The organism is Micromonospora sp. NPDC005215 (assembly GCF_040607915.1).
GTDB lineage: Bacteria > Actinomycetota > Actinomycetes > Mycobacteriales > Micromonosporaceae > Micromonospora.
Map to the genome: position 1 here is coordinate 144,571 of NZ_JBEXHQ010000006.1, position 23,968 is coordinate 168,538.

The following is a 23,968-nucleotide window of genomic DNA, read 5'->3' on the forward strand; positions in this document are numbered from 1 at the left end:
CCACCGATCGGTGCACGGTCGGGCGGTGGACCCCCGTCAGCATGTCCGGGTGCTGACCCGACCGCCCCGGGCATGATCGTTCGGACCGGGTATCCTGGCCAGGTTGTCCGCGTCCGGTCGGGTTCCCCCGGCACGTGCGGGCAGCGACGCACGACCTCCTGCCACGGAAGGACCGTGGCCGCTTAGCCCACAGGAGGTGAGCACGTCTTGCGTCATTACGAGATCATGGTGATCCTCGACCCCAGCCTCGAGGAACGCACCGTCGCCCCGTCGCTCGACACGTACCTGAACGTGATTCGGACCGCGGGTGGCTCGGTTGAGAAGACCGACGTGTGGGGCCGCAGGCGCCTCGCGTACGAGATCAACAAAAAGGCAGAGGGCATCTACGCCGTCGTCGATCTGCAGGCCACGCCTGCTGCGGTGGCCGAGCTGGACCGTCAGCTGCGTCTCAACGAGTCCGTGCTGCGCACCAAGGTCCTCCGACCGGAAATGCGCTAAGCCTTCAAACCCCCGGTTCGTCCGGATCAGCCTCCGCGACTCTGTCAGAGGGCTCTGGGAGCCTGTACGACGAGACGCTGAGTGCGCGAGGAGATGGTCATGGCAGGAGACACCACCATCACGGTCATCGGCAATCTGACCGATGACCCCGAGTTGCGGTTCACCCCCTCCGGGGCTGCGGTCGCCAAGTTCCGAGTCGCTTCGACGCCCCGATTCATGGACAAGGCGTCGAACGAGTGGAAGGACGGCGAGCCGCTGTTCCTCGCTTGCACCGTGTGGCGTCAGGCCGCCGAGCACGTCGCCGAGTCGCTGCAGCGTGGCGCTCGGGTGATCGTGTCGGGCCGGTTGCGTCAGCGGTCCTACGAGACCCGCGAGGGTGAGAAGCGCACTGTCATCGAGCTTGAGGTCGACGAGATCGGCCCGTCGCTGCGCTACGCCACGGCGAAGGTGCAGAAGATGTCCCGCTCCGGCGGCGGTGGCGGCGGCTTCGGTGGCGGCGGTGGCGGTGGCGGTGGCAGCCAGGGTGGCGGCGGAGGCAACTTCGACGACCCCTGGGCTTCGGCCGCTCCCTCTCCCTCTCCCGCGCGTGCCGGTTCGGGCGCCAATTTTGACGAGGAGCCACCGTTCTAATGGCGCCTAGCGCTCGCGATCGCAAACCAGGAGCACGTGCAACGGCCAAGGCTGCGGCACTGCGCAAGCCAAAGAAGAAGGTGAACCCGCTCGACAAGGACGGGATCGCCTACATCGATTACAAGGACACCGCGCTGCTGCGCAAGTTCATCTCCGATCGCGGCAAGATCCGCGCTCGTCGGGTGACCGGCGTGACCTCGCAGCAGCAGCGTCAGATCGCTCGTGCGGTCAAGAACGCCCGTGAGATGGCGCTCCTGCCGTACACGGCCACCACCCGCTGAGAGGAGGCACCGATATGAAGATCATCCTGACTCAGGAAGTGTCCGGCCTCGGTGCCCCGGGCGACGTCGTCGAGGTCAAGGACGGCTACGGCCGTAACTACCTGCTGCCGCAGGGCTTCGCGATCGCCTGGACCAAGGGCGCGGAAAAGCAGGTCACGGTTATCAAGCGGGCCCGTGGGGCCCGCGAGATCCGCGACCTCGACCACGCCAACGAGGTCAAGGCTCAGCTCGAGGGTCTCAAGGTCAACCTGAAGGTCCGCGCCGGCGACGGCGGACGGCTCTTCGGCTCGGTCACTCCGGCCGAGATCGTCGACGCCGTCAAGGCGGCCAGCGGCCCGGTCCTCGACCGTCGCCGGCTGGAGGTGCCCGGTCACATCAAGTCGACCGGCAGCTACCCGGTGAAGATCAAGCTTCACCCCGAGGTGACCGCGTCGTTCAACCTCAACGTCCTTCAGGGCTGACGTTCGCAACACCATCACGAGGGCCCGCACCGAGCGATCGGTGCGGGCCCTCGTGCGTACGTCGTCTGGCCCGCGTTCAGGCGCCGCCCCGGCCCGGCACGGCCCCGGCCCGGCGCGGCCCCGGCCCGCCGGCCGGTCAGCCGATCGCTTGACCGGTCACCGCGCTGATCAGCACCGTGGACAGGCCACCGCCCACCACCGCGGCGGCGAGCGCGATGGTCGCCGAACGCCACGTCGTGCCCACCCGACGCAGCAGCGCCGCCACCACCAGACTGCTCACCAGCGCCAACCCGAAGCGCGGCGAGCCGGCGAGCAGCGACTCCAACGCCCGGGACCGAGGTGAGTCGCACCCACCCCCGCTGATGTCTGTCACACAACCAGCCGGCGCCTGACTGTCCAAGGTCAACAGCCACACGAAGATCAGCACCGCCGGCGTCAGGTAACAGGCCGCCGTGTACAGCAACGGCCGGAAGGGCCCACCCGGATCCGGGTCGAGCAGGTCGTCCTCCAGGCGGCGAGCCCAGGCACCCGTGGCCGCCGACTCGACCCGCCGCCGCACCGACGCCGCCCCGGCCGCCGGCCGCTCCGCCCGACGCGGTGGCGCGCCCACCGGTGGCACAGCCGCGCTGCGCGGCCTCGGGGCCGTATAGCCCACCACCGGCGAGCGGGGCGCAGACGGCAGCGGATCCGTCCATCTGGGATCATCGCCGGCCAGCCGGGTGCCGGACCAGAACCCGTCGTCCCGGGCGGGCCACCCCTCGGCCGCGGCAGCCCGGTCGGAGCGCGGCGGCAGCGTACGGTCCCACTGGTCGTCCTCGATCGCGGACCGCTCCCACTGACCGGTGCGGTCGGACCGCTCCCAGCCGCCGACGCTCTCCACCGCCGACCACTGCTCGCTCAGATCCGTGCCGTCAGCACCGGCCCCGGGCGGCCACGCGTGCACCCCCGAGGCGTCCCACGGGTCCACCGCGGGCGGGTACGACGGTTCGGGCTCGGCCACCCGATCCGACCCACGTGCCCACGGATCGGCCGCCGGCCGGGACCACGACTCCTCCGCCGCACGGCGGCTTCGCCGGGTGGGACGGGTCACCTCCGGGCCCGGCACCGGCTCGCTCGGGGCGGACTCCAGATCCCCGCCCGACCAGATAACCTGCGGACGGCCAGCGGGCGCGCGGCGGGGACGGCGGTCCGGGACAGCGCCGGAAACCGGCTCGTCCTCCCCGGCGTCCGCGCGTCGGCGGCCGGCGTACCCCTGCTCCTGCGGACGGTCGAGGGTCCACTCCCGGGTGTGGTCCGACTCGGGGGCCGCGCCGATCGCCGCCCGATCCCGCCAACTCGTCTCGCTGCCCCGCTGCCGGCTGCCAGACGACTCGATGGACCGCCGTCCGGCACCGGAGATCGGCCGCTCGGGCTCGCGTTCGTCCTCGTTCTCGTCCGGCGCCGCGTGGCGACCGCCGCCGTCAGCGTGCCGAACGCCCGACTCCAGCGCCCACCGGGGCAGGTAGGCGTCGACAGGCTCGTCCTGGCCGCGGTCCAGTGCGCGCCGCCGGCTGGACGTGCGGTAGCGACCGTCCTCGTCGTATGGATCGACCGGAAGAGACGCCGCGCGCTCACCCCACGAGGCGGTCGGCTGGCGCTCGCGCGGGCTGCCATCCCCGCGTCCCCAGTCCCGGTAATTCACGGCCGGAGTGTGACCCTTCTGAACCGAAAGCGGAATCCGCTGTCCAGGTGTAGCCGTTCGCTGGAGATAGTACGGGACGATCGTGTCACAGGCCCGACCGAAATATTCTCCTCCACAGGCTGGGGAGCATGTTGCCGCAGGTCAGCGACCTAAGGCTAAGAAATCCCCAATGGTTATCCACAGGATGTGCACACCCTGCGCACATCATGTCCACCGGCATCCACAGGTTGTCCCGAGGCTCGTCCACCGGCCTTGTTGAGTCTCTGACCTCGGGGTCCGTATGGTTGGCCCTCGACCGCCGGCACGATGGCCCCCGATCGACCGGCCTGGTCGAAGGTGAAGTGTCGTACCCCAGCGGTAGAGCTGGAATCAGATCCGGCGCAGTGGAGGGGGGACCCGTGTCGGTCACCGACGACATGCGGGCGGAGTCACGGTCCGGTGGCGGCCAGCCACCCGCGCAACGAGACGGCCAGTTCGACAAGACCCCACCCCAGGACGTTGCCGCCGAGCAGTGCGTCCTCGGCGGCATGCTGCTCTCCAAGGACGCCATCGCCGACGTTGTCGAGATCCTCAAGACAAACGACTTCTACCGGCCGGTGCACGCCACCATCTTCGACATCATCCTCGACATCTACGGCAGGGGTGAGCCGGCCGACTCGATCACGGTCGGGGCGGCGCTCGCCGATTCCGGCGACCTGGTACGCATCGGCGGCGCACCCTACCTGCACACCCTCATCGCCAGCGTGCCGACCGCCGCGAACGCGGCCTACTACGCGCGCATCGTCAGCGAACGCGCGGTGCTGCGGCGGTTGGTCGAGGCCGGCACCAAGATCGTGCAACTGGGCTACGGCACCGCCAGCGGCGGCAGTCGCGATGTCGACGACGTCGTGGACCTCGCCCAGCAGGCCGTCTACGACGTCACCGAACGACGGGTCAGCGAGGACTTCGCGATCCTGGCCGACATGTTGCAGCCGACGCTGGACGAGATCGAGGCCGTGGGCGCGACGGGCGGCATGATGACCGGTGTGCCCACCGGCTTCAGCGACCTGGACCGGCTGCTCAACGGCCTGCACGCCGGACAATTGATCATCGTGGCGGGTCGGCCCGGTCTGGGCAAGGCGCTCGCGCTCGACACCCCACTGCCGACCCCGGACGGCTGGACCACGATGGGCGAGGTCAAGGCGGGCGATCAGCTACTGGCTGCCGACGGCTCCCCGACCACTGTCACACACGCCTTCGACGTGATGCGCGACCGTCCCTGCTACGAGGTCGAGTTCTCGGACGGCACCGTGATCGTGGCGGACGCGGAGCATCTGTGGAAGACGACCACCCGGGCGAGCCGGCGGCAGAGCCCGGCGCGGCAGAGGCGGCACTGGTCCGAGTCGTCGCTGGCTAACGTACGCGCGGCCCACAAGACGCTCAGCACCACGCAAAACCAACCAATCACCCTCTTCGACACGATCGAGCAGGTCGGGCCGGAGTTCCGGCATGTCCTGCACACGGTCTCCCGTGAGGTCGCGTCGATCGGCCGAATCGGCCGCCCCATCGTCCGCAACGGCGGAACGCGGAACTGGACTGCGCCCGGCTACCCGGCCGGTCCGCTGCTGACCGCGCTTCTCGAACGAGCCGAGCGGGAGGTCAACGCCGGCAGCCGGGCCGACCACGATGGTGTCGTCACCACTGCTGAAATCGCGGCCACGCTGCGTACTGACACCGCCCAGCGGCGGCTCAACCATGCCGTACAGAATTGCGCGCCCATTCAACTCCCGGACCGGGAGCTGCTGATCCCGCCCTACACGTTGGGAACGTGGCTCGGTGACGGGCACAGCGGCGCCAGCCGCTGCACCACGGCAGATCCGGAGATGGTCACGCACGTCGAGGCGGACGGCTTCGTCGTGCGGCCCAGCGGGCCGATGGTTTCGACCAGGAAGTGTGCCGGCTGCCGTCACCGGAACGGCTCCTTCCTCGGGTTGTTGCGTCAGGTCGGGGTGGCTTCCAACAAACACATCCCGGGTTCCTACCTGCGGGCCTCCGAGGCTCAGCGCAGAGCGTTGCTCGCTGGGCTGATGGACACCGATGGGACTGTGGCCCCCGCCGGTAACCTGCAGTACACGTCGACCTCGAAGCGGCTGGCTGATGACGTACGCGAACTGATCGTCAGCCTCGGCTACCGCTGCACGGTCAACGCAGAGCCGGTACGCGGCCGCACCCGCGAGTCGTCAATCGCGTACACCTTGAACTTCTCCACAGCGGATGTCATCTTCCGACTCAACCGGAAGCAGGATGCGCACGCCGAGCGCCGCCGCACCACCTCCGATGTTCGGACCACCTCGCGGTTCATCGTCGACGTCCGGCCGGTTGCCAGCGTTCCGGTCCGGTGCGTGACTGTCGACAACGACGAACACCTGTATCTGGCCAGCCGGGCGATGATCCCTACCCACAACAGCACCGCCAGCATGGACTTTGCTCGACATGCTGCTATTCGCGCCAACCAGGCCGCCGCGATCTTCTCGCTGGAAATGAGCAAGGTCGAGATCGTCATGCGACTGCTCTCCGCCGAGGCGCGGGTGCCACTGCACGTGCTGCGCAGTGGGCAGCTCTCCGACGACGACTGGACCAAGCTGGCCCGGTGCATGGGTGAGATCAGCGAGGCGCCGCTCTTCGTCGACGACACGCCGAGCATGAACCTGATGGAGATCCGGGCCAAGGCCCGGCGATTGAAGCAGCGGCACGATCTCAAGATGATCGTGGTCGACTATCTGCAGCTGATGACCTCGCCCAAGCGCACCGAGAGTCGCCAGCAGGAGGTCGCCGACCTGTCCCGTGGCCTGAAGCTGTTGGCCAAGGAGGTCGAGTGCCCGGTGATCGCGGTCAGCCAGCTGAACCGTGGCCCGGAGCAACGCACCGACAAGCGACCGCAGCTGTCCGATTTGCGCGAAAGTGGCTCAATTGAGCAGGATGCCGACGTTGTCATACTTCTGCATCGTGACGACTACTACGACAAGGAGTCCCCGCGGGCGGGCGAGGCGGATTTCATCATTGCCAAGCATCGAAATGGGCCAACCGACACGGTGACCGTCGCGGCCCAGCTGCACCTGTCCCGCTTCGTCGACATGGCCATCGGCTGACCGGCGCGGCACCCCGCCGTCGATCAGCCGAGCAGCGGAAACCAGCCCGCCGACTCGCCCAACTCCAACCGGTCCCGATCGGTGAGCGGCATGCGCCCGGTGGCCTTCAGCAGGAAATCCTTGTCGTCCCAACCGCCGGGGCGCACCGTGTCGTCGCTGAGCAGGCCCTCCAGGGTGGCCACCGCGACACGCACGGCCAGCGGGCCGGGCCGCGGCGCGCCGGGCAGTTCCGGGGTCAGGTCCAGGTGGTGGACGACAGCCTCGGTGGTCAGGGTGGCGAGGAAATCGGGTACGCGCAGCACGTGCCCCTGCGTGGTCACGTACCCCTCGGGGTTGGCTGACCCGGCGGCGCGGACCGCCGCCGGGGCGGTGTCCCGCCAGAGCCGAACGATCCCGGTCGGACGGTCGAACGCGGCGGCCGATCGGCGAACCCACCAGGCGTGCCGGATGCTCTCGTCGTCGGCCGGAAAGTCGCGCCAGTAGCTGACGTCGTCGACGTCGGCTGGCCCGTCGACGGGGCTGGCCAGGGCGACAAGCGCACGCTGGGCGTCGCCGAGCACGTGCAGGAGCAGGTCCGCGACCAGCCAGCCCTGGCAGCGGGTGGCTCGTTGCAGGCCGGCGTCGTCCAGGTCGCCGACCACCGCGGTGATCCCGTCGTACGCCTGGGCCAGCGCCTCGTTCGGTCGGATCGCGGTCATGCGATGCAGCCTCGCATGAAGCATCGCGCCCACCAACGATCAATGGCCCGGGTGGTGTGCCCGGGCCGACACGTGGATCGACCCGGGCGGAAGGTCGGTCTGGCTCAGCCGAACATCTCGTCGAGGAAGCCCTTGCGCTTCTTCTGCCGGTAGTGCCCGTGGTAGCCGTGGTGCTGCTGCTGGTGGCCGTAGGCCGGCGCCGGCGGATAGCCGGGCGGGGGCGGCGGGACGGCACCGTATCCGGGCTGGTGCGGAGGCGGCGGAGGCGGGTAGCCGGCCGGCTGGTGGGTGGGTTGCGGCGGCGCGCCACCGGTCTGTTGGCGGCTCCAGTTGGCCTCCGCCTCGAACAGCTTCTCCAACTCGCCGCGGTCCAGGAAGATGCCCCGGCACTCCCCGCACTGGTCGATCACGACGCTGCTGCGCTCGTACTGGCGCATTTCTCCGTGGCACTTCGGACAGGTGAGACTATTCATCGCCCGACGGTACCTGGTCGACCTAAGCGGTTGCTGTGAGCGCCTCGGTGACCTCTTCGTCGGACACCTCGTGGAAGTCCTCGTAGTAGACGCTCACCGCGCCGAATTCCGGTGGGCGTTGGGCACAGATGACCTGGTCCGCCTCTGCGGCGAGCAGTTCGTACGCCTCCTGCGCGCCGACCGGGACGGCGACCACGACCCGGTGTGCCCCGAGTTGGCGGACGACCTCCACGGCGACGCGGGCGGTCGCGCCGGTGGCCAGGCCGTCGTCGATGATCAGCGCGGTCCGCCCGGTGAGGTCCAACTGTGCGCGACCACCTCGGTAGAGCCGCTCCCGGCGGGCCAGTTCGGCCTGCTCCCGTTGGCTGACCTCGGCAATGTCGTCGCTGCTGAGTCGGCTGGCCACCGCGTCGTTGAGCACCTGGACACCGCCTGGCCCGAGCGCGCCGAAGGCGACCTCCCGGGCCCACGGCATGCCGAGCTTGCGGACGACAAGCACGTCCAGTGGTGCGCCGAGTCGTTCGGCGACGACCCGGGCGACCGGTACGCCGCCCCGGACGAGGCCGAGGACGACCACGTCCGGGTCGCCGACGAGTGCGGTGAGCCGCTCGGAGAGCACCCGGCCGGCGTCGGCCCGGTCGCGGTACGTCGTCATGCCTTCAGGTCTACGCCCTGGCGGGCTGTCGCGCGCAGCAGTTACGCGGATGTGGTCCGAGCGGACAGGTCGGGAAGGGGGATGGCCGGCGTGTCGGCCGGGCGGTTCAGGGCGGGTGCCCAGGTGAGCAGGGCCATCGGGTAGAGCAGATAGCCGAAGCGGGTCGAGGGCATCAGGGCGATGGCGGCGAGCAGCCCGTACCCGCAGATCAGCGCCGTGGCGACGGCGGTGCGGGGCGGGCGGCGGGCGAGCCGGACGGCGATGGCCACGCCGGCGGCGACCAGCAGCGCGGCGGCGACGAGCCGGCCGGCGGGGAGCGCGGTGGCGATCAGGTGGCCGGGGAACGGGGACTGCGCGGGGCTGGTGACCAGGCCGTGGCCGAGGGGGAAGCGCAGCACGTTTTCGGTGAGCGCGTCGCGGTCGACAAGCATCGCGGGGATCAGGGCGGCGACGGGCAGGCCGATCGCGCCGGCGGCAACCCGGGCGCCGCCGCGTCGGGTCAGGCCCCAGACGATCAGGACCAGCGCCACCGGCCAGGCGAAGAGCTTCAGCGCGCCGGCCAGCCCGACCGCGAGGCCGGCCCGGCCGGGTCGGTCGGCGGCGGCGAGTGCGAGGGCCAGCAGGCAGAGCGCGAGTACGGGGAGGTCGTCGCCGCCGGTGGCGAGGGTGAGGGCGCAGATGGGCAGTACGGTGGCGGCCTGCACGCCGCGCAGCAGCGCGGCGTCTCGCCGGTGCGCCTGAGCGGGGAGTGCGGTGGCCGGTGTTGCGCGCAGGGCGGCCACGGCCAGGGTGAGCGCCAGCACGGTGCCGACCGCGAACCACACTCGGGAGTCGGTCCACCAGTTGTCGGCCAGGGCCCTGGGCAGGCCGAAGATTGCCATGCCGGGTTGGTACGGGGTGTAGCCGAGCAGTTGCTCGCCGGGGGGCAGGGCGGCGATCGCGTCGGGTCCGAGGTACGGCGTGCCGTGCTCCAGGAGGCGGGTGCCGGCGTGCTCCACGACCAGCACCTCCTCCTGTGCCCGGTCGGTGCGTCCGTTGGCCCGCTCGATGCTCTGCCAGAGCAGGGGCAGCAGTGCGGTGCCCGCCCAGGTGAGCCCGGTGATCGCCCAGCGGGCTCCGGGACCGGCCAGCCGCGCGGTCGGGTGGTGCCGGCGCAGCAGGAGTTGGGTGATCACCGCCAGCGTCGCGACCAGGTATCCGACGGCGGCGACCGCGCCCCAGGCCCGGTGCGGCAGCAGGGTCGACGTGACCGCTGTGATCGCGGCGAAGATGGTCGAGACGGCGTAGAGGCCGAGGTCGACGGCGAGTCCGCCGGCGGCGGTGTCGAGCGTCCGCCAGTGCCAGGGATGGCGGCGGGCGGTCGGGGCGTCGTCGATCACGCGCGCCAGTCTGGCAGACCGGGCGGCACCTGCACCGAACCGTGTGGCGCGGTCGGCCGGTGCCCGGTCAGGCGGGCAGGTGCGGGAGGCGGGCGCGGCCGGCTTGGCGGCGGTTCTGGCTCAACCGGATCACCGCGCCGGCGTCGTGCAGAGGCGCGACGAGGGCGCCGGGACGCCCGCCGGAGCCTCGCTGCATCGCCGCGAGCAGGGTGCCGGCGGGCATCGGCCGCGCGAACAGGTGGCCCTGGCCGGCGACGCAGCCCAACTCCCAGAGGGCCCGCCTTTGCAGCTCGCTCTCCACCCCCTCGGCCACCACCGCCAGGTCGAGACTGCGACCCAGGTCGAGGGTGGAGCGGATGACAGCGGCGGCCTCCGCTGAGCTTTCCATCGTCGTCACGAAGCTTCGGTCGATCTTCAACTCGTGCACCGGGATGCGGGAGAGGAGCGAGAGCGAGGAGTAGCCGGTGCCGAAGTCGTCCAACGCCAACCGGACACCCTCGTCACGCAGCCGGCTGAGCACTCGGTCGACCACGTCGAGTTGGCTGAGCGTGAGCGTCTCGGTCAACTCCAGCACCAGCCGGTCCGCTGGGAGGTCGTGGGCGCGCAGGCGGGCCAGCACCGAGCCGGGGAACCGCGCGTCGAGCAGGCTGCGTGGGGACACGTTGACCGCGACCGGCACGTCGAAGCCGGCGTCACGCCAGGTGACGGCCGCGATCAGTGCCTGGTCGAGGATCGCTTCGGCGAAGGCCGGCAGCAGACCGGACCGCTCCACCGCCTCCAGGAAACGCAGCGGGTCGATCATGCCGTGGGAGGGGTGGTGCCAGCGGGCCAACGCCTCCGCGCTTGTCACCTCGCCGGTGCCCAGGTCGACGATCGGTTGGAAATTGACGATGAACTCGTGGTCGGCGACCGCACGGGGCAGGTCGCCGCCGAGGGCGAGCCGGCCCAGGTCAGCGGTGTCCCGGGTCGTGGCGTAGGTGGAGGTTTTCTGCCCGGCACGCTTCGCCTGATACATCGCCACGTCGGCGCGGCGCAACAGCTCGGCCATGCCCCCGCTGGACGGGGCGACGGAGATGCCGCCGCTGGCTTCGACGCTGATCCGCATGCCGTCCAACTCGAACGGCTCGTGCAGAGCGGCGAGCAGCGTCTCGGCCCGGTGCGCGGCCACCGCCGGGGCCGGCAGCCCGCGCAGGAGTACGGCGAACTCGTCGCCGCCGAGGCGGGCCACCAGGTCATTCGTCTGCGCGGCGCCCCGTAGCCGGTCGGCGACCTGCACCAGCACCTGGTCGCCGGCGGCGTGACCGAGGGTGTCGTTGACCTCCTTGAAGTGGTTGAGGTCGATCAGCACCAGTGCGGTCACCCCGTCGGCGTGGCGGGCGCTCAACTGCTCGGTGCCCTCGTCGAGGAGGTGCCGGCGGTTGGCCAGCCCGGTCAGCGCGTCGTGGGCGGCGGCGTACGCGTGTTCGTTGGCCACCCGGGCCAGTTCGGCGTACGCCTGGGCGTTGCGCACGGCCGTGCAGAGCGCGGAGGCGAAGGTGCGCAGGGTGTACTGCTCCCGTTCGGAGAGCTGCACCGGGCCGCGGAAGCGCAGTCGCAGCACGCCGACGTCGACGGTGCGGTCGTGCCCTTCGAGTGGGGTGGGGACGATGGTGCCGTCCACGTCGGTGGGCTTGCCGATGGGGCCGTCGAAGGTGATGCCGCCGGTGCCGCCGCGCACGGCGCGGTCGCCGTCGCGCAGCTCGATCTCGACCTCGTCGGCGGAGAACAGCTCGGCGGCCTGGGTGACGGCGGTGGTGAGGACAGTGTCCAGGTCGACAACGTTGAGCGCGTCGGTGGTGCGGGCGAGGCGCTGCCACGCCTGTTGTTCGGTCCGGGAACGGATTCTTGTGCTGTAGCCCAGGTGCAGGCTGAGCACGAGTGGCGGAATGGCCAACAGGAGTTTGAAGTTCGCGTCGAGGATCAGCAGCGTGCAGACCGCCACGACGAACCGTACGGCGAAGCCGGCGAGTCGGAGGTCGAGGTTGGTCCGGAACTGCTTTGAGATCTTGGTGGAGGATGCCAGCGCGATGACCGGGATGGCCAGTAGGTCGTCAAGCAGTGCCGCAACCAGGTACGAGGCGGCTACCGGCACTATCAGGGCGACGGTGCTCTCGGGTGGCCAGGTCCAGGCCGTCATTGCCAGCGTGATGCCGGCACCCCAGGCCACTATGACGTTCTTGCCCACACTGAAGGCCATCTTGATCGGCGGCAGCCGGAGCGAGGCGAAGGTGATGCCCACCGCGGTGCAGAGGACCACCGACTGGGCCGGAGCGATGGCAAGGCCAATGATGATCGCGGCCTCGGTCCAACTGATCGAGTGGGTGGTGGACCGGATCCGCACCCTTGCTTTGACAAGGGTTCCCAGGGCGATTGCGACGGTGAGCACGACGAGGATCGCGATGTTGGTCGGTGTGGCGGTCATCGCCGAGCGCGCCGCGACCGGTAGTGAAGTGGCCGTGATGATGGCTGCTACAACGACGACGAGACCGACGAGCAGCCGTAGCCGCCGATCGGTCTCAATCTCTCGTCGCTCAGGAAGGGTCATGCCACTCCCGAAGACCTGCCTCTGCCGTGCTCGTAGCCTACCGTTCGAGGCTCGTGCACGTCCCCGGTCGAGGGGTCAGTTCCACTCGCTGCCGCGCATCGCGTTGCCCCCTTCTCGCTAAGCCAATTCGAGGACCTACCCAAAGGGGAGGTCTTCCTCGGAAAGGCAGCTTAAGAGAAGGATTGGCTGCTTAGAAAGAATAAATGTCGGTATGCGCAACATTAGCCAAGTTGGAGACTGTTTGTGACGTTCTGTCCATCGCTACTGAACGGAGTGCGGTCGAACTCGCCCGTGCTGGATTCGTGGGACAGCTGGTAACTGCAGACGGTATCCGACGAGGTGGTGGTCGCGTTATTAGCTGGGTCCGTGGTACCCCAGGAGTTGCCTCATCCGGAGTTTGGACAGGCGTGCAGGCGGCATGGGCAGAGTTGACGCCTCCGGGGTGTCAGGCAGGCGGGGTAAAGGTGTCAGTCTTCGAGGATCGAGGGCGACGACGTGGTATTTGCGTCCCGGCCGGTGCCGATGCAACTTGCCGCCGACACGGTGCAGCTGCGGATAGGCAATCAAGCGGCCCTCCTCACGGTAATCCTGAGGTCACCAACGGCCATCCTCCTTCGCCCGTCAGCAGCACGTCACCGAAGAGGGGTCGGAGACTTCGTTGCGTGATCGACTGAGTACGTGGCAGGGCTGGAACAGGGAACCGGTGGAGATTCAGGTGCAACTGTCTACCCGCATGCTGCGCCTCGGTACGCCCCGAACAGCAGACAATCTTCGCGATGCTCGCAGTGCGGCCCGCTCGACTGGTGACATTACGACAGCGCTCGATGAGTTATGGGTCGATTGCCCACCGCGATCAGCTGTGGCTAATGGGTGGACCCGTGCGGCCAATCTGCGCCGGACTTTCGAGGTTTCCCGGCCGGTCAGGGTGCCATCCAACGCCAACGCATCGGCTATCGACTCGTTGTCGACCCGGAACGGGTCGACGTCTTTCGCTTCGAGCTGGAACGGAACGCGGGTCGGGAAGCGCTGACGGCCGGTTCACCTGGAGCGCGCCTTGGCTCGGTGGCGGGTCGGTGCGGAAGAAGCGGCGTCCGACCGGTGCGCCGTCAGCACCCGACGCTGCGGTCAGCGCGATACCGCTGGGTCCGAACGCCGTCGTACCGCACCGATAGGCTCACGGCCGTGACCGAACCCGCGCAGCTCAGCCACGTCGACCGCGCTGGCGCGGCCCGCATGGTCGACGTCTCCGACAAGGCGGTGACGGGCCGGCTGGCCGTCGCGGCCGGCCGTTTGCGGACCACACCCGAGGTCATCGACCTGCTGCACCGCGACGGGCTGCCCAAGGGCGACGCGTTGGCGGTCGGTCGGCTGGCCGGGATCATGGGCGCGAAGCGCACCCCCGACCTGATCCCGCTGTGCCACCCGATCGCCCTGCACGGCGTCACTGTCGACCTGCGATTGACCGCCGACACCGTGGAGATCACGGCCACCGCCCGCACGGCGGACCGCACGGGGGTGGAGATGGAGGCCCTCACCGCTGTCGCCGTCGCCGGGCTCGCTCTGATCGACATGGTCAAGGCGGTCGACCCGGCGGCCTCGGTGGAGGCGGTCCGGGTGCTGCGCAAGGAGGGCGGCAAGACCGGCGAGTGGGTCCGGCCGGAGGACCGGCAGTGATCCGGGCCCGGGTGATCGTCGCGTCCAACCGGGCCGCGGCCGGCGTCTACGCCGACACCAGCGGTCCGCTGCTCGTGGCCGGCCTGCGCGAGTTGGGATGCCAGGTCGACGAGCCGGTGGTGGTGCCCGACGGTGAGCCGGTCGGCGCCGCCGTGCGGGCCGCCCGCGCCGACGGTGTCGACGTGGTGCTGACCAGCGGTGGCACCGGGGTGACCCCGACGGATCGCACCCCGGACGTCACCAGGGGTCTGCTGGATTACGAGATCCCCGGCATCGCCGAGGCGATCCGCTCGCACAGCCGCGAGCGGGTGCCCACCTCGGTGTTGTCCCGCGGCCTGGCCGGGGTCGCCGGCCGGATGCTGGTGGTCAACCTGCCCGGCTCGACCGGTGGCGCTCGGGACGGGTTGGCGGTGCTCGGGCCGATCCTCGGGCACACCGTCGACCAGCTTCGCGGTGGAGACCACTGAATCCGCGGCGGAGACCACCGGCCGGTCCACGCCAGGCTCGGACGGGTGTCGGTCCGTGCCGATAGGCTCGGCCGGTGAGCACGGAAACCGCACCTACCGCGGATCGGATCGCCGCACCTCCGCCAGCCGGGTGGGAGGAGGCGCGGTCGCGGGTCTACGCGGTCGGTCTGGCCGCCGCGCTGCCCGCCCTCGCCCGACCACTTGCCGACATCGACGGGTCGACCCTGGCCGAGCCGTTGACCACCCGCACCGACCTGCCCGCCTTCCCCACCTCCAGCGTGGACGGCTGGGCGGTGCGCGGCGGCAGCCCGTGGCGCATCGTCGGCCGGGTGTTGGCCGGCAGCACCCCCGCGCCGCTCACCGAGGACCACACGACCGTTGAGATCGCGACCGGGGCCATGGTGCCCGAGGGTGCCACCGCCGTGCTGCGTGTGGAGGAGTCCACGACTGTCGACGGTCTGGTCAGCGGCGTACCCCGGGAGACGCCGGAGTGGCGCAAGCCCGGCGAGGAGGCGTACGCCGATGAGGAGCTGTTGCCGGTCGGCACGCCTGTCGATCCGGCGGTGATCGGCCTGGCCGCCTCCTGCGGGCACGACACGCTGCGGGTCCGCCGGGCGCCGCGCGCCGCGCTGCTGGTCTTCGGCGACGAGTTGCTGACCGCGGGCCCGCCTGCGGCCGGTCGGGTCCGCGACGCGCTGGGTCCCGCCGTGCCCGCGTGGCTGCGGCGCTACGGCTGCCAGGTCCGCCCATCGGACGTGGTCGGCCCGGTGGCCGACACACTGTCCGCGCACGTGGCGGCCCTGCGTTCGGCGCTGGCCGGTGCCGACCTGGTCTGCACCACCGGTGGCACGATGAACGGCCCGGTCGACCACCTGCACCCGGCCCTGGAAGCGCTCGGCGCCGACTACGTGGTCAACACGGTGGCGGTTCGCCCGGGTTTCCCGATGCTGCTGGCCCGGCTGGCCGGCCCCGACGGGCGGGTCCGGTTCGTGGCAGGGCTGCCGGGCAACCCACAGTCCGCAATCGTCGCGCTGGTGTCGCTTGTCGCGCCGCTGCTCGCCGGCCTGCAGGGCCGCTCGATGCCGGTGCTGCCGCACGCCACGTTGGCGGAGGCGGTGCCCGGTCGCGGTGACCACACCCACCTGGCCCTGGTCCGACTGGACCGGGCCGCCGGGACCGCGTCCCCGGTGCGCCACGTCGGCTCGGCGATGCTGCGCGGCCTGGCCGGCGCGGACGGGTTCGCCGTCATCCGGCCCGGCACCACTGGCGAGCCGGGCGACCGGGTGCCCATCGTGCCGTTGCCGCTGCTTCCTGGGGAGCGTTCGTCATGACCGCGCCGACGATCACCTTCGGTGAGATCACCGATCAGCCGCTCGACCTCGCCACGCACGAGGCGGCGGTCGCCGACCGCCGGGCCGGTGCCGTGGTCTCCTTCCAGGGCGTGGTCCGCGACCACGATCATGGTCGGCAGGTCACCAGTCTGGAATACGAGGGGCACCCGAGTGCCGCGCAGGTGCTGCGCGAGGTGGCCGCCGAGATCGCCGCGGAGCCCGACGTCTATGCGGTGGCGGTCTCGCACCGGGTCGGCTCCCTGGCGATCGGTGACGTGGCGCTCGTCGCAGCGGTGAGCACGGCGCACCGGGCGGCGGCCTTCGCGGCCTGCGCGCGGCTCGTCGACGAGGCCAAGGCGCGCCTGCCGATCTGGAAGCGGCAGGTCTTCACCGATGGCACCGAGGAATGGGTCAACTGCCCCTGACCGCTCAGCGGCGGCCGTTGACCGCCACGGTCCGGGCGAGCCGGTCGCCGTAGAACGCCGGCTCCGCACCCGGACGCCAGGGCAGCGCGGCGACCAGCACGATGAGCGCGAGCGCGAGCGAGTTTTCCATCAGGGCTCCGAAGAGACCGTCCTGGTAGTGCGACATCTCCGGCAACTGGTGCTCGTACGGCCAGATCGGGGAGATCAGGAAGAGCAGGTAGAGCCCGATCGCGGCGCCACCGTGCCGGAGCCCGGTCAGCGTTGGATACCAGATCGGCGGGCGGAGCCCGTTGACCCCGGGCAACCCGCCGAACACGGGCCCCTGGCCGGCGCGCGGTGGCATCGTCCGGCTCGCCTCCCGGCGGCGCACGGCGGCGTCGGCCAGCACGATGATCGCCGGGATCACCCAGACCAGGTGGTGCGTCCAGGAGATCGGGCTGATCACGTTCGCGGTGAGGCCGACCAGTGTGAACGCTGTCAACTCGTCCCCGTCGGCACGGGAGCTGGCTGCCCGGGACAGGCCCAGCGCCAGGATCAGCACCGAGAAGGCGAGCCAGAGCAGCCCGGGGGTCTCGATCGAGTCGTACAGGCGGGCGAGCAGGCCGGCGAGTGACTGGTTCGGCGTCATGTCCGCCGCGCCGACCCGCTCGGTCTGCCAGAGCACGCTGCCGAAGTACGTCCGCGACTCGTCACCGACGATCCCGAAGGTCGCCACCGTCACGCCGATCGCGGTGCCGATCGCGGTGGCCGCCACCCGCCACTGGCGGGTGATCAGCAGGTAGGCGATGAAGAGCGCCGGGGTGAGCTTGACCGCGGTGGCCAGGCCAATCCCGGCGCCGGCCCAGGCTCCGCCGTAGAGGAAACGCAGCAGGGGGCCGTCCGTCGCGGCGTAGTGGGTGCCCCGGCGGGAGCGCCAGCGCAGGCCGATCAGGTCAGCCATGATCAACGCGAACAGCAGGATGTTGACCTGGCCGTAGCCGAGCGTCTCCCGACCTGGCTCGATGGCGACCGCGAGCGGCACCGCCACGGCCACGGTGAACCACAGTGGCCACCCCAGCCGGTCCACGATGGGGCGGAGCAGCCCCGCCAGCACCAGCGCCAGCGCGGCGATGCTGGCGACGGCGTTGACCATGCCGGCGGCCTCGATCGGAAGCTGCGCCATCGGCAGCATGACCAGCCCGCCGAACGGCGGGTAGGTGAAACCGAGGGTGGTGCCGGGCGCGATGAACTCGTAGAGCTCATGACCGCTCGCCCACCACACCACGGCACCGTGGTAGATCTTCATGTCGAAGAAGTTGTACGGACGCCCGAACGCGCCGATGGCGAGCCATGCGGCGTAGGCGACGGCGACCACGATGGCACCCCGTACGACGTTCTTGCGATCGATCCGACGCGTCACGCGTTGGATTGGGGCGAGGCGGTCCGCCCGACTACCGACAGCCGTCGGCATGGCGTGGCCACCCCCATACCAAGGTCGTCCTACCCGTCCAGGTCCTGCACGGAGCCTAGAGCGGCGCCTCACGTCAGTGCCTCCCGCGTTATGCGACCGTGTCCGATCCCACACATGTTTTTGACATTTCCACCGCGTTAACGCCTACCGGGTGGTTCAGGTAATTCGCGGCCTTAGCGGGGGGTGGGGATGGCACAGAGAGGCATCGATGCAGGTCAGCCGGGCAGTCGACGTGCCGTGGACGCGGACCGGACGGCGATCCGGGCTTCTCGTCGGGCGGTACGGACGGCGCGCTGCACGGAACGTCGAGAGTGGCCGATGCGGTGACCGGTCCGCCAGCGCAGACCCGGCTTGCCACCGGTGTCGGCCGCGGCCAACAGCAGACCGCCGAGGAGACCGAGGTTCTTCAGGGCGTGAATCTGGTTGTTGTTCTTGGCGATGGGGTCGTCAGTGTTCCAGAAGGGATGCCCGGCGATGGTCACCGGCACCAGCGTGCCGGCGAGGACCAGCGCGGCGGGTCGACTCAACCGCCCGGTAGCCAGCATCAGCCCGGCGCTGACCTGCACTGCCGCGTTGAGTCGGATCAACGTCTCGGTGTCGGTGGGGAAGCTCGGGTGCGCCTTCTTCAACAGCGGCGCGACCTTGTCGGTGACCGGTGCGGCGGCCTGCGCCAGCCGCGCCGGATTGCGGAAGTTGCGATACCCGCTGACCACGAAGATGCCGCTCAACATGGCGCGGGCGAGGGAGCGTACGGGCGTCATGGATCAGTCATACCCCGTCGCGGCGTTTGCTACCCCGGCAACGGTCGGATCGGATCGGTGTTCATACACGTCGCCACGCCGATTGGAGCGACCGTCACGGATGGACCGGCCGAGGCGGGTAACGTCGCGCGGGTGACCACGCTGCGGCTACGCCCCGAGGACCCGGCCGACGCCGGTCCGCTACGCCGCGTGCTGGCCACCGCTTTCGCCCGCCCCGACGTGGCGACGCCGCCGGAGGTCAGCCTGGTCGACGAGTTGCGCGGCACCACCGCCTGGCTGCCGCAGCTGGCGATGGTCGCCGAGTACGGCGGCGAGGTGGTCGGGTACGCGCTGCTCACCCGGGTGCGGGTGCGGCCGGAGCGGGGCTCGGACGTACCCGCCCTGGCGCTCGGTCCGGTGGCGGTCGCGCCACACCGGCAGCGCGTCGGGCACGGCACGGCGGTCGTGCAGGCAGCCCTGGACGCCTCCACCGAGTTGGGTGAGCGGCTGGTCGTGGTCCTCGGCGACCCGGCCTTCTACCGCCGGTTCGGCTTCAGCCCCGCGACTGAGCTGGGCCTGACCAGCCCGTGGGCCGGTCTCGGTGAGCCCTGGCAGGCGTTGGTGCTGCCGCCGTCCACCAGCGAGGAGGGGCCTCCGCCGCGCGGGGAGGTGCTCTTTCCGGCGCCCTGGTCGAAGGTCTGACCGCGTCCACACCCCGGTCGGCGGTCAGGCCGGCTGGGTGCGCAGGTACCGGCCGAAGTGCGGCACCGTGAAGGCGACAGTGCCCCGCTCGCCGGAGTAGATCAGCCCTTTTTTGATCAGCGCGTCCCGCGCCGGGGAGAGGCTGGCGGGCTTGCGGCCGAGTGCCCGGGCGATCTCAGCGGTGGGCACCGCGGCGTCCATGTCGTCGCGGATCACCGCCCCGGACTCGTCCTCGACAGCGGACATCATGGCCATCGCCCGCATGTACTCACGTTCGGCGGGGGTGGCCCGCTCGAACCGGGAGCCGAAGAACCCGACCGCCAACTCGGCTTCCGCCTCGGGTGCGGCGACCCGCACGTCCGCCGCGGTGATCGGCGAGCGCGGCGCGTGGTCCCAGGTCGCCTTGCCGTACGCCTGGACGAAGTAGGGATAGCCGCCGGACTTCTCGTAGAGCAGGTCGAGTGCCTTCTGCTCGTACTCGACGTCCTCGCGCTCGGCAGGCGCGCAGAGCGCCTGGTCGGCGGCGATCCGGTCGAGCCGGTCGATGCGTTGGTAGCGGAACAGCCGTTCGGAGTACGACTTGGCGGCGCTGAGCACCGCTGGCAGGTGCGGGAGGCCGGCGCCGACGACGATCAGCGGCGCGCCGAGTTGGGACAGCTCGTGGCAGGCCGCGCAGAGCGCCGACACGTCCTCCGGACCGAGATCCTGCATCTCGTCGATGAAGATCGCGATGCCGGTGCCGACGTCACTGGCCACCGCGGCAGCGTCACTGAGCAACTCGACCAGGTCGATCTCGATGTCGCCGGAGTCGGCCCGGCCGCTGGCCGCTGGCACGTCGATGCCGGGTTGCCACCGGTCGCGCAGCTTGGGGGCGGCGCCGGCCCGGCCGGTCGGGGTGGACCGTTGGGCGAACGCCTTGAGAACGCCGAGGAACGCGTCGATCCGGTCGGGTGCGCGGTGTCGGGGCGCCAGCTCCCGGACTGCCATGTGCAGCGCGGCGGCGACCGGGCGGCGCAACGACTGATCCGGTCGTGCCTCGATCTTGCCGCTGCCCCAGAGATGGTTGATCGCCTGCGACCGGAGGGTGTTGAGCAGAACCGTCTTGCCGACGCCACGCAGCCCGGTGAGCATCAGACTGCGTTCGGGTCGTCCCCGTGCGATGCGTTCGAGCACGATGTCGAAGACGTCCAGCTCCCGCCCCCGCCCGGCGAGTTCGGGCGGACGCTGGCCGGCGCCCGGCGCGTACGGGTTGCGGACCGGATCCACGCATCGCAGAGTATCGGGCCGTCTAGCTGCGGGGCTAGACATGGATAGATGGGGTTATCGGCGTGTCGAGACCGTCGAGAAAAAACTAGGGCTGTCTAGCATCCACGCTAGACAGCCCTAGTTTTTGCAATCGGACTACCGCTTCCGCAGGCACAGCACGTAGTCGAACAGGTCCACCGAGTTGTCGTCCACGTAGGTCGCGTTCGCCTCGGGTGCCAGCGACTCACACTGGTCCGCGTCGGTGGTCGCCGCGATCCGCAACAACACCTGATAGGTGTCCGGGCCGCACGGCACCTTGCGCAACTCCGCCTCCTGCTCGGTGCCCTCGTTCACCACGCAGTCGCCCGTGTCGGGCTCGTCGTCCGGGGTCGGCGCGCCCGACCTCGGCGCGTCGCTGGGCAGGGCCGGCGGGACGACCGGCGCGCTCGTCGACGGCGTCCGCGTGTCGTTGGCGGCGTCGGCGACCCTCCAGACCGCCCAACCGGCCAGGCCGAGGCACGGGCAGAGCACGAGCAGCACCACCAGCGCGACGATGAGGGCGACGTTGCGGCCGGTCTTCCGCACCGGCGCGACGGGTGGCATCCCGTAGCCGGCCGGCGGCGGCTGGCCCCACGGTGCGGGCGGCTGACCCGGCATCGGTCCAGCCGGTGGGAACGGTCCGGGGGGCGGGTAATCCGGACCGGAGGACGGCGGCAGGCCCCACATCGGTGCGGTTGGCGGCGTCGCGGCGGGCGGCGGCGGGCCCCACTGCTGCCTGGCCGGATCTTCGGCGGGCGGCGGGGCGCCCCACTGGGGCACTGTCGGGTCTACCGCTGGCGGGCCGTCGGGCCCGGTGGGCGGGCGCTGGTACGGGTCGTCCGGCTGATCGGATCCCGTTGGTCCGTAGGTCGTCATGTCATCCCCGGGGGTGGGTGTCTCAGCGTTGCTTCAGGCAGAGGACGAAGTCGAGGGTGTCCAGCTCGCTGTCGAAGAAGTACCAGTTGGTGTAACCCTTGACCTTGTCGCACTTGGCCTCGGCGTCGCGCTCGCCGCTGGTCGCGCCGTCGATCCGGCTCAACACCTCGTACGACTTCGCGGCGCACTCGCTGATCAGCAGCTTGGGCTTGCCGTCCGCCGCGGCGTCGTTGCGGACGCACTGACCGACCTTGGCGAACCGGGGATCGGCCGACGACTCCGGGGCTGGGGCGCTCGGTGCCGGCGCGGGCCCGTCGGCGTCCGCGCTGGGCTCCACCGCGGCGGTCGAGTTGGCCGGTGCGGCCACCGGAGCCGGATCGTCCTGCCCGCGACGGAGCCAGAACGCACCGCCGACAGCCACCAGCAGCAGTACGACGGCCAGCACCGCGATCAGCGGCCCCCGGCCGCGCCGGCCCGGTGCCGGTGTGGGATCCGGGCCGTACGGGTCCTCGTCGGGCCGGTACGGCTGCCCGCCGTACGCCGGATTCGCCCCGGTCGGCTGGTACGCGCCGCCGTAGGGCGCCCCGGGATCACCGCCGTAGGGCGTTCCCGAACCGCCCCCGTAGGGCGCGGTCGGTGGGCCGCCGTACGGCCCGGGTCGTTCCTGTGGCGCCTGCGGGTACGACGGGACCGCCGGCGGGTAGGGCTGCTGCACCGGCCGGCCGGGCGTCTCGTCCGGTCGCTGCCCGCGCCACGGTCCCGGGTTGCCGCCTCCGGGTGGTCCGTAGTTCGTCATGCCGCCCTCCTGCACAAGTGGTGAGAGCCTGGCCACCGATACGCGACGCCGACTCCCACGTCACCGTAGCGTGGTCCACTGATGAGCCCACCTCCACCGAGCGCCGCAGCCGCCGTCGGCCGCCGCGCTGACCTCGCGCCGACAGTGATCTGGACCGCGTTGATCGTGGTCTACCTCCTCTGGGGGTCCACCTACCTGGCCATCCGGATCACCGTGGAGACGCTGCCTCCGCTGCTGTCGGCCACCCTGCGATTCGCCGTCGCCGGCCTGGTTCTGGCGGTGGTGCTGCGGCTGCGCCGGGGCCCCGGCGCACTGCGGGTGGACCGGCGGCAGCTCGCCTCGGCCGCGCTGGTCGGGGTGCTCCTGCTCGCCGGCGGCAATGGCCTGGTGGTGCTCGCCGAATCCGGGCCGCCCGGAGTGGCGCTTCCGTCCGGGATCGCCGCGCTGCTGGTGGCGACCGTGCCGCTGCTCGTGGTGTTGTTGCGCGCCGCCACCGGGGACCGCCCGCCGATCTGGACGTTCGCGGGAGTCAGCCTGGGTTTCGTCGGCCTGGTCCTGCTGGTGCTGCCCGCCGGCAGTTCGGACGCGGTACCGCTGGTCGGGGCGTTGACAGTGGTGGCGGGGGCAGTTTCCTGGTCGGTCGGGTCGTTCCTGTCCGGCCGGATCCGGATGCCCGCCGACCCCTTCGTGGCCACGGTGTACGAGATGCTGGCCGGCGCGCTGGTGCTGGCCGTCGTCGCCGCCGGGCGGGGCGAGCTGAGCGACTTCCACCCGGCGGCGGTCAGCACCCGGTCGTGGCTGGCGCTGGGTTACCTCATGGTGGCGGGCTCGCTGGTGGCCTTCACCGCGTACGTCTGGCTCCTGCACAACGCGCCCATCTCGCTGGTGTCGACGTACGCCTACGTCAACCCGGCCGTCGCGGTGGCGCTCGGCGCGCTGCTGGTGGCCGAGCCGATCACTCCGCAGGTGCTGCTCGGTGGCGCGGTCATCGTCGCCGGGGTTGCTCTGGTGGTGAGCACCGAACGGCCGCGCCGGGCGGGCGCGGCAGCACGGTCGGGGGCCGCGCCGGTGCGCGACCGGCGGTAACGTCCGGCCCATGTCGGCCGTCGCGCTGGTGCCGGTCGCGCTGCTCGGCGCGCTGGTCGGTCTCGTCGTACCCCGGCTGGCCCGATGCTTCACCACCGACCCGATCCGGCCACGACCCCGGAGTGCTGCCGGGGCGTGGCTCAGTCCATTGCTGGCGGCGGCTGTGTTCGCGGGGCTCGCTGTCGCCCGGCGTGACGACCCCGCCCTGCCGGTCTTCCTCGCGGTGGCAGCGGTGGGGCTGGTGCTGGCCCGGGTTGACCTGGCCTGCCTGCGGCTGCCCGACCCGCTGGTGCTCGCCGCCGGGGTGCTGGCCCTCGGCGGCCTGACCGCTGCGGCGATGCTGTCCGGCGAGGTGGCGCGGCTGCTCGGCGCGCTGGCCGGCGCGGCGGTCGCCGGCGTGGCGTACGTGCTGCTGGCCCTGCTGCCGGGCTCCCGGCTGGGATTCGGGGACGTGAAGCTGGCGGCCGTCCTCGGCCTGCCGCTCGGCTGGCTGGGCCGGGACGCCCTGATCGTCGGGCTGGTCCTGCCACATCTGTTGCACGGTGGTCTGGTGCTCGGCCTGCTCGCCACCAGGCGGGTGCGCCGGGACACCCTGCTGCCACTCGGTCCGGCCCTGCTCGCCGGTGCCTGGCTGGCCGTGCTGCAAGCCTGACCACCGCGCCCGGAGCG

Annotated in this window: 22 protein-coding genes and 1 pseudogene; 12 read left to right on the top strand and 11 right to left on the bottom strand. The window is 71.0% G+C overall.

Annotation, left to right across the window (positions count from 1 at the left end; all coding sequences use genetic code 11):
- Window positions 1-207 precede the first annotated feature (207 nt).
- From rpsF to rplI, 4 genes are all read left to right on the top strand, one after another.
- A complete protein-coding gene (rpsF, locus tag ABZU25_RS08030) occupies window positions 208-498 on the top strand; it encodes a 30S ribosomal protein S6 (RefSeq protein ID WP_036411437.1) in 291 nt (96 codons plus the stop codon).
- Between the two features lie 81 nt (window positions 499-579).
- Complete coding sequence (locus ABZU25_RS08035; RefSeq protein WP_355028583.1) at window positions 580-1,128, top strand: single-stranded DNA-binding protein; 549 nt, start codon at window positions 580-582, stop codon at window positions 1,126-1,128.
- Entirely contained in the window at window positions 1,128-1,409 is a 282-nt protein-coding gene (gene rpsR, locus ABZU25_RS08040) for a 30S ribosomal protein S18 (RefSeq protein WP_051723758.1), read from the top strand. The genes ABZU25_RS08035 and rpsR overlap by 1 nt, the downstream gene beginning before the upstream one ends.
- A gap of 14 nt (window positions 1,410-1,423) precedes the next feature.
- Complete coding sequence (gene rplI / locus ABZU25_RS08045; RefSeq protein WP_355028584.1) at window positions 1,424-1,870, top strand: 50S ribosomal protein L9; 447 nt, start codon at window positions 1,424-1,426, stop codon at window positions 1,868-1,870.
- A 136-nt stretch (window positions 1,871-2,006) separates the two neighbouring features.
- Here the strand turns inward: rplI and ABZU25_RS08050 are convergent, their stop codons facing one another.
- Window positions 2,007-3,551 (bottom strand): hypothetical protein, encoded by a 1,545-nt coding sequence (locus tag ABZU25_RS08050; RefSeq protein ID WP_355028585.1) that lies wholly within the window; start codon window positions 3,549-3,551, stop codon window positions 2,007-2,009.
- Window positions 3,552-3,934: 383 nt separating this feature from the next.
- Here ABZU25_RS08050 and dnaB point away from each other — a divergent pair, with 383 nt between their 5' ends.
- Entirely contained in the window at window positions 3,935-6,679 is a 2,745-nt protein-coding gene (dnaB, locus tag ABZU25_RS08055; RefSeq protein ID WP_355028626.1) for a replicative DNA helicase, read from the top strand.
- A 23-nt stretch (window positions 6,680-6,702) separates the two neighbouring features.
- On the opposite strand, the gene ABZU25_RS08060 is transcribed toward dnaB, so the two are convergent.
- From ABZU25_RS08060 to ABZU25_RS08080, 5 genes are all read right to left on the bottom strand, one after another.
- A complete protein-coding gene (locus tag ABZU25_RS08060) occupies window positions 6,703-7,377 on the bottom strand; it encodes a maleylpyruvate isomerase N-terminal domain-containing protein (RefSeq protein ID WP_355028586.1) in 675 nt (224 codons plus the stop codon).
- Between the two features lie 104 nt (window positions 7,378-7,481).
- A complete protein-coding gene (locus ABZU25_RS08065; protein WP_355028587.1) occupies window positions 7,482-7,850 on the bottom strand; it encodes a zf-TFIIB domain-containing protein in 369 nt (122 codons plus the stop codon).
- A 22-nt stretch (window positions 7,851-7,872) separates the two neighbouring features.
- Entirely contained in the window at window positions 7,873-8,505 is a 633-nt protein-coding gene (locus ABZU25_RS08070; protein ID WP_355028588.1) for a phosphoribosyltransferase family protein, read from the bottom strand.
- Window positions 8,506-8,546: 41 nt separating this feature from the next.
- Complete coding sequence (locus tag ABZU25_RS08075) at window positions 8,547-9,884, bottom strand: glycosyltransferase family 87 protein (protein ID WP_355028589.1); 1,338 nt, start codon at window positions 9,882-9,884, stop codon at window positions 8,547-8,549.
- Window positions 9,885-9,951: 67 nt separating this feature from the next.
- A complete protein-coding gene (locus tag ABZU25_RS08080; RefSeq protein WP_355028590.1) occupies window positions 9,952-12,468 on the bottom strand; it encodes a bifunctional diguanylate cyclase/phosphodiesterase in 2,517 nt (838 codons plus the stop codon).
- Window positions 12,469-13,650: 1,182 nt separating this feature from the next.
- Between ABZU25_RS08080 and moaC the strand changes: the two genes are divergently transcribed.
- The 4 genes from moaC to ABZU25_RS08100 all read left to right on the top strand — a co-directional run bounded on the left by moaC (window position 13,651) and on the right by ABZU25_RS08100 (window position 16,365).
- The gene (gene moaC, locus ABZU25_RS08085) at window positions 13,651-14,142 is read left to right on the top strand and encodes a cyclic pyranopterin monophosphate synthase MoaC (RefSeq protein ID WP_355028591.1); all 492 of its coding nucleotides are present in this window, start codon (window positions 13,651-13,653) and stop codon (window positions 14,140-14,142) included.
- Window positions 14,139-14,609: a MogA/MoaB family molybdenum cofactor biosynthesis protein gene (locus tag ABZU25_RS08090; protein ID WP_355028592.1), complete on the top strand. Its 471-nt coding sequence runs from the start codon at window positions 14,139-14,141 to the stop codon at window positions 14,607-14,609. The genes moaC and ABZU25_RS08090 overlap by 4 nt, the downstream gene beginning before the upstream one ends.
- Window positions 14,610-14,683: 74 nt before the next feature.
- Complete coding sequence (locus ABZU25_RS08095) at window positions 14,684-15,940, top strand: molybdopterin molybdotransferase MoeA (protein WP_355028593.1); 1,257 nt, start codon at window positions 14,684-14,686, stop codon at window positions 15,938-15,940.
- Window positions 15,937-16,365 carry a molybdenum cofactor biosynthesis protein MoaE gene (locus ABZU25_RS08100; RefSeq protein ID WP_355028594.1) on the top strand — a complete coding sequence of 143 codons (429 nt, stop codon included), beginning with the start codon at window positions 15,937-15,939 and terminating at the stop codon, window positions 16,363-16,365. Before ABZU25_RS08095 ends, ABZU25_RS08100 begins: the two co-directional genes overlap by 4 nt.
- A gap of 4 nt (window positions 16,366-16,369) precedes the next feature.
- Here the strand turns inward: ABZU25_RS08100 and ABZU25_RS08105 are convergent, their stop codons facing one another.
- Window positions 16,370-17,815 carry a glycosyltransferase 87 family protein gene (locus ABZU25_RS08105; protein ID WP_355028595.1) on the bottom strand — a complete coding sequence of 482 codons (1,446 nt, stop codon included), beginning with the start codon at window positions 17,813-17,815 and terminating at the stop codon, window positions 16,370-16,372.
- Between the two features lie 215 nt (window positions 17,816-18,030).
- Window positions 18,031-18,576 carry a DoxX family protein gene (locus tag ABZU25_RS08110; RefSeq protein ID WP_355028596.1) on the bottom strand — a complete coding sequence of 182 codons (546 nt, stop codon included), beginning with the start codon at window positions 18,574-18,576 and terminating at the stop codon, window positions 18,031-18,033.
- A gap of 132 nt (window positions 18,577-18,708) precedes the next feature.
- On the opposite strand from ABZU25_RS08110, the gene ABZU25_RS08115 reads away from it, so the two are divergent.
- Complete coding sequence (locus ABZU25_RS08115) at window positions 18,709-19,257, top strand: N-acetyltransferase (RefSeq protein ID WP_355028597.1); 549 nt, start codon at window positions 18,709-18,711, stop codon at window positions 19,255-19,257.
- Between the two features lie 24 nt (window positions 19,258-19,281).
- Here the strand turns inward: ABZU25_RS08115 and ABZU25_RS08120 are convergent, their stop codons facing one another.
- From ABZU25_RS08120 to ABZU25_RS08130, 3 genes and pseudogenes are all read right to left on the bottom strand, one after another.
- Window positions 19,282-20,523: an ATP-binding protein gene (locus tag ABZU25_RS08120; RefSeq protein ID WP_355028598.1), complete on the bottom strand. Its 1,242-nt coding sequence runs from the start codon at window positions 20,521-20,523 to the stop codon at window positions 19,282-19,284.
- Between the two features lie 135 nt (window positions 20,524-20,658).
- Window positions 20,659-21,159: a hypothetical protein gene (locus tag ABZU25_RS08125; protein ID WP_355028599.1), complete on the bottom strand. Its 501-nt coding sequence runs from the start codon at window positions 21,157-21,159 to the stop codon at window positions 20,659-20,661.
- Between the two features lie 280 nt (window positions 21,160-21,439).
- Window positions 21,440-21,886: pseudogene (locus ABZU25_RS08130) on the bottom strand (hypothetical protein); the annotation flags it as partial.
- A gap of 408 nt (window positions 21,887-22,294) precedes the next feature.
- Here ABZU25_RS08130 and ABZU25_RS08135 point away from each other — a divergent pair.
- Together ABZU25_RS08135 and ABZU25_RS08140 are read left to right on the top strand one after the other, a co-directional pair.
- Window positions 22,295-23,299, top strand: a complete 1,005-nt coding sequence (locus ABZU25_RS08135; protein WP_355028600.1) for an EamA family transporter — start codon at window positions 22,295-22,297, stop codon at window positions 23,297-23,299.
- Between the two features lie 10 nt (window positions 23,300-23,309).
- On the top strand, window positions 23,310-23,951 hold the full coding sequence (locus ABZU25_RS08140) for a prepilin peptidase (RefSeq protein WP_355028601.1): 642 nt from the start codon (window positions 23,310-23,312) through the stop codon (window positions 23,949-23,951).
- Window positions 23,952-23,968: the final 17 nt, after the last annotated feature.

Excerpts from the sequence above, each read along its gene's own strand:
- rpsR (WP_051723758.1), top strand. The coding sequence starts at position 1,128 with ATGGCGCCTAGCGCTCGCGATCGCAAACCAGGAGCACGTGCAACGGCC.
- rplI (WP_355028584.1), top strand. The coding sequence starts at position 1,424 with ATGAAGATCATCCTGACTCAGGAAGTGTCCGGCCTCGGTGCCCCGGGC.
- ABZU25_RS08060 (WP_355028586.1), bottom strand. The coding sequence starts at position 7,377 with ATGACCGCGATCCGACCGAACGAGGCGCTGGCCCAGGCGTACGACGGG.
- ABZU25_RS08065 (WP_355028587.1), bottom strand. The coding sequence starts at position 7,850 with ATGAATAGTCTCACCTGTCCGAAGTGCCACGGAGAAATGCGCCAGTAC.
- ABZU25_RS08070 (WP_355028588.1), bottom strand. The coding sequence starts at position 8,505 with ATGACGACGTACCGCGACCGGGCCGACGCCGGCCGGGTGCTCTCCGAG.
- ABZU25_RS08080 (WP_355028590.1), bottom strand. The coding sequence starts at position 12,468 with ATGACCCTTCCTGAGCGACGAGAGATTGAGACCGATCGGCGGCTACGG.
- ABZU25_RS08100 (WP_355028594.1), top strand. The coding sequence starts at position 15,937 with ATGACCGCGCCGACGATCACCTTCGGTGAGATCACCGATCAGCCGCTC.
- ABZU25_RS08105 (WP_355028595.1), bottom strand. The coding sequence starts at position 17,815 with ATGCCGACGGCTGTCGGTAGTCGGGCGGACCGCCTCGCCCCAATCCAA.
- ABZU25_RS08110 (WP_355028596.1), bottom strand. The coding sequence starts at position 18,576 with ATGACGCCCGTACGCTCCCTCGCCCGCGCCATGTTGAGCGGCATCTTC.
- ABZU25_RS08125 (WP_355028599.1), bottom strand. The coding sequence starts at position 21,159 with ATGCCGGGTCAGCCGCCCGCACCGTGGGGCCAGCCGCCGCCGGCCGGC.
- ABZU25_RS08135 (WP_355028600.1), top strand. The coding sequence starts at position 22,295 with ATGAGCCCACCTCCACCGAGCGCCGCAGCCGCCGTCGGCCGCCGCGCT.
- ABZU25_RS08140 (WP_355028601.1), top strand. The coding sequence starts at position 23,310 with ATGTCGGCCGTCGCGCTGGTGCCGGTCGCGCTGCTCGGCGCGCTGGTC.